Genomic DNA, 14509 nt, shown 5'->3' with positions numbered 1-14509 from the left:
CGTTGTACCCTACAAAAACAATGAGGATTGTTTATGAAAAATATTAAATTACTTGGTTCAGCTATGTTGGTGAGCCTGGCATTATTCTCGCAAAGTTCATTGGCAAAAGAGTATAAAATTGGTGCGTCATTATTAACACAGCAACATCCTTTCTATATTGATCTTGCGAATGCCATGAAAGAAGAGGCAAAAAAAGACAATGTCAATTTAAGTGTCTCTATTGCCAATCAGGATTTAAACAAACAACTTTCTGATGTTGAGGATTTTATTACTAAAAAGGTAGATGCCATTATTATCTCTCCGGTCGATTCGAAAGGCGTCCAGGCGGCGATAATTAAAGCCGATAAGGCCGGTATTCCCGTTATCACCGTTGACGTCGCTGCGGAAGGCGTTCCGGTCGTATCGCACGTTGCGACCGATAACTATGCGGGAGGCGTTGAAGCAGGCAAGTTAATGGGCAAACTTTTGAATGGTAAAGGTACTGTAGCCATTATTTCTTATCCGGCACTACAATCGGTGGTTGCGCGCGTTGATGGTTTTAAGAAAGGGTTAAGCGAGACACCGGATATTAAAATTGTTGCTGAACAGCCAGGTATAACGCGGGCTGAAGCGTTAACGACTGCGCAAAACATTATGCAGGCCAACGCCAACCTGAATGGTCTGTTTGGCTTTGGTGATGATGCGGCGTTGGCAGCGGTTATCGCAGCGAAATCTGCGCATAACGACAACATCAAAATCATTGGTTTTGACGGCATGAAAGAAGCGCGTGATGCCGTTGACAGTGAAAAAACGTTTGCGGCCGTGATTCGGCAATATCCCGATCAAATGGGTGCTAAAGCCATAGATGCCGCTGTTGATCACCTCAATGGTAAACCGGTAGAGAAAATGATCCCGGTACAACCCGGCGTTTATACAGGTAAATAATAAACATCTTCATTTCACAACAAAACGTTATCGACGTTTTGTTGTGACACCGAGGTCATTATGACGGATGTTATTCTTGATGTTTCGCATATTGCGAAGACATTTGGTCATGTTCAGGCATTAAAAGATATTACCCTCTCTTTACGTAAAGGGAGGGTGCATACTTTATTAGGCGAGAATGGTGCCGGTAAATCGACATTAATGAAAATACTCGCCGGTGTTTATCCGCCAACCCAGGGAACGATAACACTACGTGGTGAAACCATCACCATTAATAATCCGCAGCATTCTCGCCAGTTAGGGATTGCGATTATTTTTCAGGAACTGAGCCTGAGTAATAATATGACCGTGGCAGAAAATATTTATGCCAATAATGAACCGCGACGTTTTGGCATTATTAACGATAAAAAAATGCTCGCAGATTGCCAGAATCTCCTCGCGGAACTGGGCATCCCACTGGATCCGCTGGAAATGGTCGGCAATATGTCGATGGCACATAGGCAACTGGTAGAAATTGCCAAAGCCTTAAGCTATGCAGCAGATGTCGTGATTATGGATGAACCGACATCTTCGCTAAGTGATAATGAAGCAGAGATTCTGTTTAACATTATTGAGAAATTAAAGCAGCGAGGTTGTGCGGTTATTTATATCTCTCATCGCATGGATGAAATTATGCGGATTTCAGATGATATTTCGGTGATCCGCGACGGTGAGTATATCGCTACGCATGAAAAGAAAAACAGTGATATCCAGCATTTGATTGCCCAAATGGTTGGTCGGGAAATGAAAAATATTTGGCCAGCACGTCTTGGGGAAAAGCCGGATGAAAATGTTCCTGCAAAACTGGAAGTAAAAAACCTTTCCCATCCTTCGCTTTTTAAAGAGGTCAGTTTCGCTGTGCGTCCGGGGGAAGTCCTCGGATTTTTTGGCCTGGTGGGGGCCGGGCGTTCCGATGTGATGAAGGCGCTATTTGGCCTCGTTTCGTATCACGGGACTGTGTTGATCGATGGCAAGGAAGTCAGGATCGCTAATCCCAAACAGGCCATTGATCATGGCATTGCATTTGTGACCGAAAACCGCAAGGAAGAAGGGTTAGTGCTGATGCACGACGTCAATATGAACACGCACCACGTGGCGTTTCAATATAACGCTTCGCGGATGGGACTCATCAATCACCGACAAGAAGAGGCGAAGACGCTGCAATCTATTGCCAGAATGAACACTAAAGTGAGTTCTGCACATCAGGCAGTGGGGGCGCTAAGCGGCGGTAATCAACAGAAAATCGTGTTATCCAAGTGGCTGGAGAAAACTCCGCGTATTTTATTGCTCGATGAGCCAACGCGCGGAGTGGATGTCGGCGCAAAATTTGAAATCTATAACGTGATACGCCAACTGGCTGCGGCAGGGACAGCAATTATTCTGGTGTCCTCTGAACTGCCAGAGGTCATGGCACTTAGCGATCGTCTGGTGGTAATGCGTAATAAAACGATTGCCGATATTTATTCATGTGAAAATTTAACGCAGACACAGGTAATGACCGCTGCAACAGGAGTACGTTAAATGACAGAGAAAACTCTTGCCAGTCCGAAACCTTCGGAAATTCCCATTGCAAATAATTTTAAAAAAGTCTTCAGGCAATATGGCGGTATCCTCAGTGGAATGGTGGTGTTAATCATTCTGTTCAGTTTTATTAATGACAGTTTTTTTACTGCCAATAACATTACTAATATTATTCTTCAGGTTTCGATAATTGCAATTACCGCCTATGGAATGACTTATGTACTTTTGCTTGGCGATATTGATTTATCGGTCGGTTCAACCATTGCATTGATTGGCACATTTGCTGCGCTTGGGGCTTCATGGGGAATTCCATTTATTTTATTGGTCCCATTATCCATTATTGTAGCCCTGGCTCTGGGGATGATAAATGGTGGCTTGACGGCTATAGCGGGTATCCCTTCGTTTATTGTCACCGTTGCTACAATGGGGATCTTCCGTGGTATCGCTTATATAGTGACCGATGGTATGCCCATCATGATTAAAGATGATGCCTTTCTGGCGCTGGGGAATGGAGAATTTCTCTATATACCGATTCCTATCTGGATATTAATCATCTTATTGCTGATTAACCACTTCATTCTTACTAAAACAACCTTTGGACGAAAAATTTATATCACTGGTGGTAATAAAGAAGCGGCAGTTTATTCAGGGATAAATGTCACCCGCTTGAAAATTAAAGTCTTTATGATTACAGCCGTGCTGGCAGGTATCAGCGGGATGATCCTCGCCTCACGCCTCTATTCCGGGCAACCGAATTCCGCGTTGAGCTACGAACTGGATGCTATTGCCGCGGCTGTACTGGGAGGCACCAGCCTGAACGGCGGCTATGGAACGGTGGTGGGGACGGTAATCGGGGCATTAACCATCGGCGTTATTAATAATGGCATGAACTTAATGAATGTTCCCTATTTCTATCAGATGGTGGTTAAAGGATTAGTCATTCTTGTAGCCGTTTATTTTGACGTAAGAAATAAAAGAAAACGTAGCTAATCATTTCAAGGAATTAATTATATGAGTAAGGTCTTCACAATTGGAGAAATTCTGGTTGAAATTATGGCGAGTAAAATCGGCCAGCCATTTGATCAACCCGGAATTTGGAAAGGTCCTTATCCCAGTGGCGCGCCCGCTATTTTTATCGATCAAGTGACACGTCTTGGCGTTCCGTGCGGCATCATTAGCTGTGTGGGGAATGATGGCTTTGGTGATATTAATATACATCGTTTGGCTGCTGATGGTGTGGATATTAGGGGGATTTCAGTCTTACCTCTGGAAGCCACCGGTAGCGCCTTTGTTACTTATCATAACTCTGGCGATCGTGATTTTATTTTTAATATCAAGAATGCCGCTTGCGGTAAATTATCGGCGCAGCATGTTGATGAAAATATTCTGAAGGACTGTACCCATTTTCATATTATGGGTTCATCCCTGTTTTCATTCCATATGGTAGACGCAGTAAAAAAAGCAGTAACCATCGTTAAAGCAAATGGTGGCGTTATTTCTTTCGACCCTAATATTCGTAAAGAGATGCTCGATATTCCAGAAATGCGTGACGCCCTCCACTTTGTTCTTGAGTTAACAGATATCTATATGCCCAGCGAGGGAGAAGTGTTGCTCTTGTCGCCACACTCGACACCGGAGCGTGCAATCGCTGGTTTTCTTGAAGAAGGTGTTAAAGAGGTGATTGTGAAGCGCGGCAATCAAGGTGCCAGTTACTACTCCGCGAATGAGCAGTTTCATGTTGAGAGCTATCCGGTGGAAGAAGTTGACCCGACCGGTGCGGGAGACTGCTTTGGTGGCGCGTGGATTGCCTGCCGCCAGCTAGGGTTTGACGCCCATCGGGCATTACAATATGCCAACGCCTGCGGTGCACTGGCGGTAACCCGACGTGGCCCAATGGAGGGAACGTCTCGCCTTGCGGAAATCGAAGCGTTCATCCAGCGCCATGACATGTCCATTCGGGAAGCAGCACAATGAAAAACGAAATTTGGTCGTGGATTGGCGATCTCTCGCAGGTTGCCGGAATTAAACACTATGAGTTACGCAGTGGCAGATCAAAGGGGACAGAAGCGTTTGATGTCCGTACTGGTGCGGGATTGGCATTTACGGTGGTAAAAGATCGCGCGCTGGATATTGCATGGGCCAGCTACAAGGACACTGCGCTCTCTTTTATCACCCCCAACGGCATTGTCGCCCCCGCTTTTTTTGAGTCTCAGGGCAACGGGTTTTTACGTAGCTTCTACGCGGGGTTACTGACTACCTGCGGACTTAGCTACATTGGCACGCCCTGTGAGGATAACGGAGAAACGCTGGGGTTACACGGGCGTTTGGCTGCGACTCCAGCAGAAGAGGTGGGGTATCGCACAGAACGGACCGGACCGACGACGGCATTGAATTTGTCATCAATGGCAAAGTACGGGAAACACGATTGTTCGGTGAAAATCTGACGCTGGAAAGGACCATTCGCTGCCGTTATGGCGAAAATGTGCTGCGCATTGAAGACAAGGTGACTAATCATGGTTTCACCCGCCAGCCGCTGCAAATTCTTTATCACTTTAATTACGGCTGGCCTTTATTATCGCCACAGGCAGAAATCTTGCTGTCGGCTAAAAGCGTAACGCCACGAACCCCGCATGCGGCGGAAGGGTTAACCAGTCATCTGGAGATTTGTACCCCACAGCCCGGTTTTGACGAGCAGGTTTACTATCTCACGTTGAATAGCGACAGTCAGGGGATGAGTAAAGTTGCGCTGGTGAACGCCGAACTGGGGTGGGGAATTTACGAGAAATTCGACACCATGCAGCTACCCAACTTTATCCAGTGGAAAAATTTAGGCGCGGGTGAATATGTTATGGGGCTGGAGGTCAGCAATAGTTTTCCTGACGGTCGTGATAAAGAACGAGCGCAGGGGCGTCTGCCCTTTATAGAGCCAGGGGAAACAAAGACATACTGCTTTGAGCTGGGAATTGTTGATGGCGATGCTGAAATTAGCGCGTTGAAAGCGGAAATTGCAAGCTACCGTTAGCTAACGGCAATAAAAACGCCGGGCAGCGTTAACAGGCCCGGCGTTGATTACGTTCTTTGCTAAGCGCGATGAAAACACCGCGCGTCACAAATTATTTTTCCTGAAGACCGAGTTTTTTCTCCAGATAGTGGATGTTAGTGCCACCATGCTGGAAGTTCTCGTCATTCATGATGCGGATCTGCAGATCAACGTTGGTTTTGATACCGTCGATGATCAGCTCCTGCAGCGCATTCTTCATGCGGGCAATCGCCACGTCACGGTTTTCACCGTAGCAAATCAGCTTACCGATCATTGAGTCATAGTACGGCGGTACGGTGTAGCCCGCGTAGATATGAGACTCCCAACGCACGCCAAAACCGCCAGGTGCATGGAAACGGGTGATTTTGCCCGGGCTTGGCAGGAAGGTGTTAGGATCCTCGGCGTTAATACGGCATTCCACCGCATGGCCGCGAACGTGAACTTCTTCTTGCTTGATCGACAGCGGTTGACCAGCAGCAATACGCAGTTGTTCTTTGATCAGGTCAACACCGGTGATCATTTCAGTAACCGGGTGTTCTACCTGAATACGGGTGTTCATTTCGATGAAATAGAACTCGCCGTTTTCGAACAGAAACTCGAAAGTACCTGCACCGCGATAGCCGATATCAACACACGCTTTAGCACAACGTTCACCGATGTAGCGACGCAGTTCCGGGGTAATGCCCGGTGCTGGCGCTTCTTCGACCACTTTCTGGTGACGACGCTGCATAGAGCAGTCACGTTCCGCCAGATAGATAGCGTTGCCCTGACCGTCCGCCAGTACCTGGATCTCGACGTGGCGAGGATTTTCCAGGTATTTCTCCATGTAAACCATGTCGTTATTGAAAGCAGCTTTCGCTTCCGCACGGGTCATGGAGATGGATTGTGCCAGTTCAGCGTCGCCGCGTACTACACGCATACCACGACCGCCGCCGCCGCCGGAGGCTTTGATAATCACCGGGTAACCAATGCGTTTTGCAATGGCGCGGTTTTTATCCATATCGTCGCCCAGCGGGCCGTCAGAACCTGGTACGCAAGGAACGCCCGCTTTTTTCATCGCGGCGATTGCGGATACTTTGTCACCCATCAGGCGAATGGTGTCTGCTTTCGGGCCGATGAAGATAAAGCCGGAGCGTTCAACCTGCTCGGCAAAATTGGCGTTCTCGGAGAGGAAGCCGTAACCCGGATGGATTGCTACTGCGCCGGTGATTTCAGCGGCGCTGATGATTGCCGGGATGTTCAGATAACTTTTTACTGACGGAGCAGGGCCGATACAGACCGTTTCGTCTGCCAGTAATACGTGTTTTAGATCGCGATCCGCACTGGAGTGCACAGCGACAGTCTTGATGCCCAGTTCTTTACAGGCACGAAGAATACGCAATGCAATCTCGCCGCGGTTGGCAATAACAATTTTATCCAGCATGTTCGCCTCGTTACTCGATGACGACCAGCGGCTCGTCAAATTCTACCGGTTGTCCACTTTCGACCAGAATTGCTTTCACGGTACCGGATTTGTCCGCTTCGATCTGGTTCATCATTTTCATGGCTTCAACGATGCACAGGGTATCGCCCACGTTGACTTTCTGACCCACTTCGATGAACGCTTTTGCGTCCGGGCTTGGGGTGCGGTAGAAAGTACCAACCATCGGGGAACGTACGATGTGACCACTGATTTCCGCTGCTGCTGGCGCTTCCATGGAAGGAACGGTCGCCGGAGCGGCTGCGTTAGATTGAGCTGGCTGCTGCATCATTGGTGCAGCGTAAGCTTGTTGCATCACAGGGAAACTTGCGGCAGGAGCTGCACGGCTGATGCGTACTGACTCTTCGCCTTCGGAGATTTCCAGTTCGGAGATGCCTGATTCTTCAACCAGCTCGATCAGTTTTTTAATCTTACGAATATCCATGAGTGGGTTCCGTACTCTTTGTTTAGTGTGATTGTGACAGGCGTTTCACCGCCGTCTGTAAAGCGTATGCCCCGACAGCTGTATGCATAGCGATAAATTCCAGCAGGCCGGGACGCCGGTCTATTTTGCCCCAGAGTGTCAATGTTAGACTTGACGGACATTGTGCAGCGATCTGCTGTTATCCTCCGGCAAAAAACAAAATATACCTTCGTTGCGCCAATGTCACCTTTTCCGCAGCGCAAAAACTGCGTCAGGGAGGACGAGGTCGCACATTATAACGATTTCGTAGCAATTGGCAGCTAAATACTGGTCTTATCAGGGAAGATAATCAACAGCTAACATGTAAATAACCTTCAACACCGTGTAATTTGCAACAAGCCGCACAATTCACGAAATTAGCGCTATCGTCGACGGAACTTCTTATAACGTAAGGCTAAAAGCTGTAAAGCCAGCCCTGCGAAGATGAGGGGCTGCAATGAGATAATCTTCACAGACCACAAATAATGTAGGGATGTCAGGATCGCGGCAAGATAGACGACATTACGCAGCGGTTGCTGGTGATTACTCAATTTTCACTGCATCGTCTGGATAAACGTCAATGCTAAAGCACGCAAAATCAACAAACTGACAATGCTCAGCATCAAATAGCTTTGAGTGGTTAATTTATAATCAAATAAAATCAGATTATTCACCCCTGGGATCCGAGTTAAGGTACAGATTAAGCGTAGCGTCACCCAGGCAAAGCGCCTTAAACCTAACAGACGACGGGACGTATCAATAATGACTATTTAGTGGAGTATCAAGGGGGTTTTCCACCGTTTGGTGACCCGTATCAATGCGCATCAATTTATGGTCAGTCGAAATCATGACTTTCCAGTTTGGATGATGTTGTACAACTTCATGACCAAGATGTTCGACGAAAGCTGTCCGGCTAACCGCTTTTCCCGTTAACCGATTGAATAATGATTTCAAAATGAGTTCCCTCTCTTATTATTCCCTGCTAAATGGTTAGTTAACCTTCACCAGCGTGCGACCCTGGATCTGGTTATTAATGATGGCCTCGGCAAATTTCGGTGCCTCTGCCAGAGATATCTCTTTTGCCGCCTGGGTATAGAATGATTCCGGTAAATCGGCGACCAGTCGCTGCCAGGCTTGTGCGCGGCGTGCTGGTGGCGTCATCACTGAATCCACCCCCTGTAAACGGACATTACGCAGAATAAATGGCATGACCGTGGTTGGCAGAGTAAAACCACCCGCCAGACCACAGGCCGCCACGCAGCCGCCGTAATTCATTTGCGCCAGCACTTTCGCCAGCACTTTGTCGCCAACGGTGTCAATTGCCCCAGCCCAGAGTTGTTTTTCCAGAGGACGGGATTCGGCAAACTCATCGCGAGGGAGAATACGGCTGGCACCTAAACTTTTCAGATATTCATGGGTACTTTCGCGACCGGAAACGGCAACGACCTGATAACCCAACTTATGCAGCAGCGCCACGGCGGTACTGCCGACGCCACCACTGGCACCCGTTACGACAATCTCGCCGTCCTGCGGGCGAACACCGGCATCTTCCAGCGCCATCACACACAGCATGGCGGTAAAACCGGCAGTACCGATAATCATTGCTTTACGCGCGTCCAGCCCTTGCGGCATGGCAACCAGCCAGTCACCTTTCACTCGCGCCTGCTCCGCCAGCCCACCCCAGTGGTTTTCACCAACGCCCCAGCCAGTGAGTAATACGTCCTGACCGGCATGAAAACGCGGATCTTCGCTGGTGCGTACAGTTCCGGCAAAATCGATCCCAGGAATCATCGGAAAATTACGGATGATTTTTCCCTTACCGGTAATTGCCAGCGCATCTTTGTAGTTCAGGCTCGACCAGTGAACATCAACCGTGACATCGCCCTCCGGCAGGCGACTTTCGTCCAGAGTCTGTACCGATGCGAGAGTTTTGCCGTCCTGCTGTTCTAAAAGTAACGCCTGCATAAGTGGTCCTCATGTGCATGATGGATTGGAAAATAATTTCTGAAGACTATACTCGCTAATGGAAAAGCAAAGCCGATGAAGCGCAATAAATTGCGAGATAAATCTGATTTGCTAGTATGCCCGCTTCCTCACTATCGGAGTTAACACAAGGATGAGATTAACGACGAAATTTTCGGCCTTTGTTACGCTGCTCACCGGGTTAACAATTTTTGTGACTTTGTTGGGCTGTTCGCTAAGTTTCTACAACGCCATTCAGTATAAGTTTAGTCATCGCGTTCAGGCGGTGGCGACGGCGATTGATACCCACCTTGTGTCGAATGACTTCAGCGCATTAAGGCCACAAATTACCGAATTAATGATGTCAGCAGATATCGTTCGTGTAGACCTGCTGCATGGTGATAAACAGGTTTATACCCTCGCCAGAAATGGTAGTTATCGTCCGGTTGGCACCAGCGATCTGTTTCGCGAACTGAGCGTTCCGTTGATAAAGCATCCGGGGATGTCGCTGCGTCTGGTTTATCAGGATCCGATGGGCAACTATTTCCATTCGTTGATGACCACCGCGCCGCTCACGGGGGCGATTGGCTTTATCATTCTTATGCTCTTCCTGGCGGTACGCTGGTTACAACGGCAACTTGCCGGGCAAGAATTGCTGGAAACCCGGGCTACTCGTATCTTAAACGGTGAGCGTGGCTCTAATGTGTTGGGAACCATCTATGAATGGCCGCCCAGAACCAGCAGTGCGCTGGATACGCTGCTTCGTGAAATTCAGAACGCACGCGAACAACACAGCCGTCTTGATACGCTGATCCGCTCTTATGCCGCCCAGGACATGAAAACCGGCCTCAATAACCGACTCTTCTTCGATAATCAGTTAGCAACGTTACTGGAAGATCAGGAGAAAGTAGGTACCCACGGGATCGTGATGATGATTCGTCTACCGGATTTCAATATGTTGAGCGATACCTGGGGGCACAGCCAGGTTGAAGAACAGTTCTTCACTCTGACGAATCTGCTGTCGACATTTATGATGCGCTACCCTGGCGCACTGCTGGCGCGTTACCACCGCAGTGATTTTGCTGCGCTGTTGCCGCACCGGACGTTAAAAGAGGCTGAGAGCATAGCCAGTCAGTTAATCAAAGCCGTCGATACCTTGCCGAACAATAAAATGCTCGATCGCGACGATATGATCCACATTGGTATCTGTGCCTGGCGTAGTGGTCAGGATACCGAGCAGGTAATGGAACATGCAGAGTCTGCCACGCGTAATGCGGGATTGCAGGGCGGCAATAGCTGGGCTATTTACGATGACTCGTTGCCTGAAAAAGGACGCGGTAATGTTCGCTGGCGTACGCTTATCGAGCAAATGCTCAGTCGCGGCGGCCCGCGCCTTTATCAAAAACCGGCGGTTACTCGCGAAGGTCAGGTTCATCATCGCGAACTCATGTGCCGCATCTTCGATGGTAATGAAGAGGTTAGCTCGGCGGAGTATATGCCGATGGTCTTACAATTTGGCTTATCGGAAGAGTATGACCGCCTGCAAATCAGCCGTCTGATTCCACTATTGCGTTACTGGCCGGAGGAAAATCTGGCGATTCAGGTTACCGTTGAGTCGCTGATTCGCCCGCGTTTTCAGCGTTGGCTGCGCGATACGTTAATGCAATGTGAAAGATCGCAACGAAAACGCATAATTATTGAACTTGCAGAGGCCGATGTAGGTCAACATATCAGTCGTTTACAACCTGTTATTCGTTTAGTGAATGCTTTAGGGGTACGGGTAGCCGTCAACCAGGCTGGTTTGACGCTGGTAAGCACCAGTTGGATCAAAGAACTTAATGTTGAGTTACTCAAGCTCCATCCGGGGCTGGTCAGAAACATTGAGAAGCGAACGGAGAATCAGCTGCTGGTTCAAAGCCTGGTGGAAGCCTGCTCCGGGACCAGCACCCAGGTTTACGCCACCGGCGTGCGTTCGCGAAGCGAGTGGCAGACCCTGATGCAGCGCGGTGTTACAGGTGGGCAAGGGGATTTTTTCGCGTCCTCACAGCCACTTGATACTAACGTGAAAAAATATTCACAAAGATACTCGGTTTAACCTGCCGTTTAATCCGTTTTCACGTAGAATAACGCGCGCTGCGTCTCATGGGAGTGTGCTTGTCTGCTCGCCAGATTGTTGCAGCACATATGCAGATGAATGACCTTACGCGGTTGCAAACAGGCGAGGAATGCTGCTGATGCATTAAGCCTTTCTGGACTCAGGCAGAGATTTGTAACAAAGGAAACGAACTGCACTAATTTTCACCGTAGCAGATGATTTTTGCGCCTTGTCGCTGCTGCGTGTGGTTGGTAAAGTAAGCGGATTTTCTTTTCCGCCCCAGCTTTCAGGATTATCCCTTAGTATGTTGAAAAAATTTCGTGGCATGTTTTCCAATGACTTGTCCATTGACCTGGGTACTGCGAATACCCTCATTTATGTAAAAGGACAAGGCATCGTATTGAATGAGCCTTCCGTGGTGGCCATTCGTCAGGATCGTGCCGGTTCACCGAAAAGCGTAGCTGCAGTAGGTCATGACGCGAAGCAGATGCTGGGCCGTACGCCGGGCAATATTGCTGCTATTCGCCCAATGAAAGACGGCGTTATCGCCGACTTCTTCGTGACTGAAAAAATGCTCCAGCACTTCATCAAACAAGTGCACAGCAACAGCTTTATGCGTCCAAGCCCGCGCGTTCTGGTTTGTGTGCCGGTTGGCGCAACCCAGGTTGAACGCCGCGCAATTCGTGAATCCGCGCAGGGCGCTGGTGCCCGTGAAGTGTTCCTGATTGAAGAACCGATGGCTGCCGCAATTGGTGCTGGCCTCCCGGTTTCTGAAGCGACCGGTTCTATGGTGGTTGATATCGGTGGTGGTACCACTGAAGTTGCTGTTATCTCCTTGAACGGCGTGGTTTACTCCTCTTCCGTGCGCATTGGTGGTGACCGTTTTGATGAAGCTATCATCAACTATGTGCGTCGTAATTACGGTTCTCTGATCGGTGAAGCCACCGCAGAACGTATCAAGCATGAAATCGGTTCGGCTTACCCGGGCGATGAAGTCCGTGAAATCGAAGTTCGTGGCCGTAACCTGGCAGAAGGTGTTCCACGCGGTTTTACTCTGAACTCCAACGAAATCCTCGAAGCACTGCAGGAACCGCTGACCGGTATTGTGAGCGCAGTAATGGTTGCACTGGAACAGTGTCCGCCGGAACTGGCTTCCGACATCTCCGAGCGCGGCATGGTGCTCACCGGTGGTGGCGCACTGCTGCGTAACCTTGACCGTTTGTTAATGGAAGAAACCGGCATTCCAGTCGTTGTTGCTGAAGACCCGCTGACCTGTGTGGCGCGCGGTGGCGGCAAAGCGCTGGAAATGATCGACATGCACGGCGGCGACCTGTTCAGCGAAGAGTAATCGGATACAGGCAGGGGAAGCGTCTGTTTACCCTGCCTGGTCTGATACGAGAATACGCATAACTTATGAAGCCAATTTTTAGCCGTGGCCCGTCGCTACAGATTCGCCTTATTCTGGCGGTGCTGGTGGCGCTCGGCATTATTATTGCCGACAGCCGCCTGGGGACGTTCAGTCAAATCCGTACTTATATGGATACCGCCGTCAGTCCTTTCTACTTTGTTTCCAATGCTCCTCGTGAATTGCTGGATGGCGTATCGCAGACGCTGGCCTCGCGTGACCAACTAGAACTTGAAAACCGGGCGTTACGTCAGGAACTGTTGCTGAAAAACAGTGAACTGCTGATGCTTGGACAATACAAACAGGAGAACGCGCGTCTGCGCGAGCTGCTGGGTTCCCCGCTGCGTCAGGATGAGCAGAAAATGGTGACTCAGGTTATCTCTACGGTTAACGATCCTTATAGCGATCAAGTTGTTATCGATAAAGGTAGCGTTAATGGCGTTTATGAAGGCCAGCCGGTCATCAGCGACAAAGGTGTTGTTGGTCAGGTGGTGGCCGTCGCTAAACTGACCAGTCGCGTGCTGCTGATTTGTGATGCGACCCACGCGCTGCCAATCCAGGTGCTGCGCAACGATATCCGCGTAATTGCAGCCGGTAACGGTTGTACGGATGATTTGCAGCTTGAGCATCTGCCAGCGAATACGGATATTCGTGTTGGTGATGTGCTGGTGACTTCCGGTCTGGGCGGTCGTTTCCCGGAAGGCTATCCGGTGGCTGTTGTCTCTTCCGTAAAACTCGATACCCAGCGCGCTTATACTGTGATTCAGGCGCGTCCGACTGCGGGACTGCAACGTTTGCGTTATCTGCTGCTGCTGTGGGGCGCGGATCGTAACGGCGCTAACCCGATGACGCCGGAAGAGGTGCATCGTGTTGCTAATGAACGTCTGATGCAGATGATGCCGCAGGTATTGCCTTCGCCAGACGCGATGGGGCCAAAGTTACCTGAACCGGCAACGGGGATCGCTCAGCCGACTCCGCAGCAACCGGCGACAGGAAATGCAGCTACTGCGCCTGCTGCGCCGACACAGCCTGCTGCTAATCGCTCTCCACAAAGGGCTACGCCGCCGCAAAGTGGTGCTCAACCGCCTGCGCGTGCGCCGGGAGGGCAATAGTGGCGAGCTATCGTAGCCAGGGACGCTGGGTAATCTGGCTCTCTTTCCTCATTGCGCTGTTGCTGCAAATCATGCCCTGGCCGGACAACCTGATTGTTTTCCGGCCAAACTGGGTGTTGCTTATTCTGTTGTATTGGATCCTGGCCTTGCCCCATCGCGTAAATGTGGGCACAGGTTTTGTGATGGGTGCCATACTGGATCTGATTAGCGGCTCGACGCTTGGCGTACGCGTGTTGGCGATGAGCATCATTGCTTACCTGGTGGCGCTGAAATATCAGCTTTTCCGCAACCTCGCATTATGGCAGCAGGCGCTGGTCGTCATGTTGCTTTCGCTGGTGGTGGATATTATTGTTTTCTGGGCAGAGTTTTTAGTGATTAACGTCTCTTTCAGACCGGAAGTGTTCTGGAGTAGTGTAGTCAATGGAGTGCTCTGGCCGTGGATTTTCTTGCTGATGCGTAAAGTCCGTCAGCAGTTTGCAGTGCAATAAA

Annotated in this window: 12 protein-coding genes and 1 pseudogene; 9 read left to right on the top strand and 4 right to left on the bottom strand. The window is 49.6% G+C overall.

Annotation, left to right across the window (positions count from 1 at the left end):
* Positions 1-33 precede the first annotated feature (33 nt).
* The 5 genes and pseudogenes from BGE37_RS02620 to BGE37_RS02600 all read left to right on the top strand — a co-directional run bounded on the left by BGE37_RS02620 (position 34) and on the right by BGE37_RS02600 (position 5506).
* Entirely contained in the window at positions 34-924 is an 891-nt protein-coding gene (locus tag BGE37_RS02620; protein ID WP_001361192.1) for a substrate-binding domain-containing protein, read from the top strand.
* 60 nt (positions 925-984) lie between these two features.
* Positions 985-2484 carry a sugar ABC transporter ATP-binding protein gene (locus tag BGE37_RS02615; RefSeq protein WP_105287738.1) on the top strand — a complete coding sequence of 500 codons (1500 nt, stop codon included), beginning with the start codon at positions 985-987 and terminating at the stop codon, positions 2482-2484.
* Positions 2485-3474: an ABC transporter permease gene (locus BGE37_RS02610; RefSeq protein ID WP_105287737.1), complete on the top strand. Its 990-nt coding sequence runs from the start codon at positions 2485-2487 to the stop codon at positions 3472-3474.
* A gap of 21 nt (positions 3475-3495) precedes the next feature.
* Positions 3496-4458, top strand: coding sequence for a sugar kinase (locus BGE37_RS02605; RefSeq protein ID WP_105287736.1), 963 nt, complete (start codon positions 3496-3498; stop codon positions 4456-4458).
* Positions 4455-5506: pseudogene (locus BGE37_RS02600) on the top strand (aldose 1-epimerase family protein). Before BGE37_RS02605 ends, BGE37_RS02600 begins: the two are co-directional and overlap by 4 nt.
* Before the next feature lie 91 nt (positions 5507-5597).
* Here the strand turns inward: BGE37_RS02600 and accC are convergent.
* The 4 genes from accC to acuI form a co-directional block, all read right to left on the bottom strand.
* Positions 5598-6947, bottom strand: coding sequence for an acetyl-CoA carboxylase biotin carboxylase subunit (gene accC / locus BGE37_RS02595; protein WP_000884620.1), 1350 nt, complete (start codon positions 6945-6947; stop codon positions 5598-5600).
* Between the two features lie 10 nt (positions 6948-6957).
* The gene (gene accB, locus BGE37_RS02590) at positions 6958-7428 is read right to left on the bottom strand and encodes an acetyl-CoA carboxylase biotin carboxyl carrier protein (RefSeq protein WP_000354622.1); all 471 of its coding nucleotides are present in this window, start codon (positions 7426-7428) and stop codon (positions 6958-6960) included.
* Positions 7429-8202: 774 nt separating this feature from the next.
* Positions 8203-8400 carry a hypothetical protein gene (locus tag BGE37_RS02580; protein ID WP_000838298.1) on the bottom strand — a complete coding sequence of 66 codons (198 nt, stop codon included), beginning with the start codon at positions 8398-8400 and terminating at the stop codon, positions 8203-8205.
* A 36-nt stretch (positions 8401-8436) separates the two neighbouring features.
* On the bottom strand, positions 8437-9411 hold the full coding sequence (gene acuI / locus BGE37_RS02575) for an acrylyl-CoA reductase (NADPH) (protein ID WP_001148460.1): 975 nt from the start codon (positions 9409-9411) through the stop codon (positions 8437-8439).
* A 151-nt stretch (positions 9412-9562) separates the two neighbouring features.
* Between acuI and csrD the strand changes: the two genes are divergently transcribed.
* The 4 genes from csrD to mreD all read left to right on the top strand — a co-directional run bounded on the left by csrD (position 9563) and on the right by mreD (position 14508).
* On the top strand, positions 9563-11503 hold the full coding sequence (csrD, locus tag BGE37_RS02570; RefSeq protein WP_105287735.1) for an RNase E specificity factor CsrD: 1941 nt from the start codon (positions 9563-9565) through the stop codon (positions 11501-11503).
* A gap of 304 nt (positions 11504-11807) precedes the next feature.
* Entirely contained in the window at positions 11808-12851 is a 1044-nt protein-coding gene (mreB, locus tag BGE37_RS02555; protein WP_000913396.1) for a rod shape-determining protein MreB, read from the top strand.
* A 65-nt stretch (positions 12852-12916) separates the two neighbouring features.
* On the top strand, positions 12917-14020 hold the full coding sequence (gene mreC / locus BGE37_RS02550; RefSeq protein WP_000802511.1) for a rod shape-determining protein MreC: 1104 nt from the start codon (positions 12917-12919) through the stop codon (positions 14018-14020).
* The gene (gene mreD / locus BGE37_RS02545; protein WP_000179409.1) at positions 14020-14508 is read left to right on the top strand and encodes a rod shape-determining protein MreD; all 489 of its coding nucleotides are present in this window, start codon (positions 14020-14022) and stop codon (positions 14506-14508) included. Before mreC ends, mreD begins: the two co-directional genes overlap by 1 nt.
* Position 14509 lies beyond the last annotated feature (1 nt).

Source organism: Escherichia sp. MOD1-EC6300, from assembly GCF_002965045.1.
In the GTDB taxonomy this organism is placed as follows: domain Bacteria; phylum Pseudomonadota; class Gammaproteobacteria; order Enterobacterales; family Enterobacteriaceae; genus Escherichia; species Escherichia coli_F.
The sequence above is the reverse complement of the archived record's forward strand: the minus strand, read 5'-3'. Positions and strand labels throughout refer to the sequence as shown.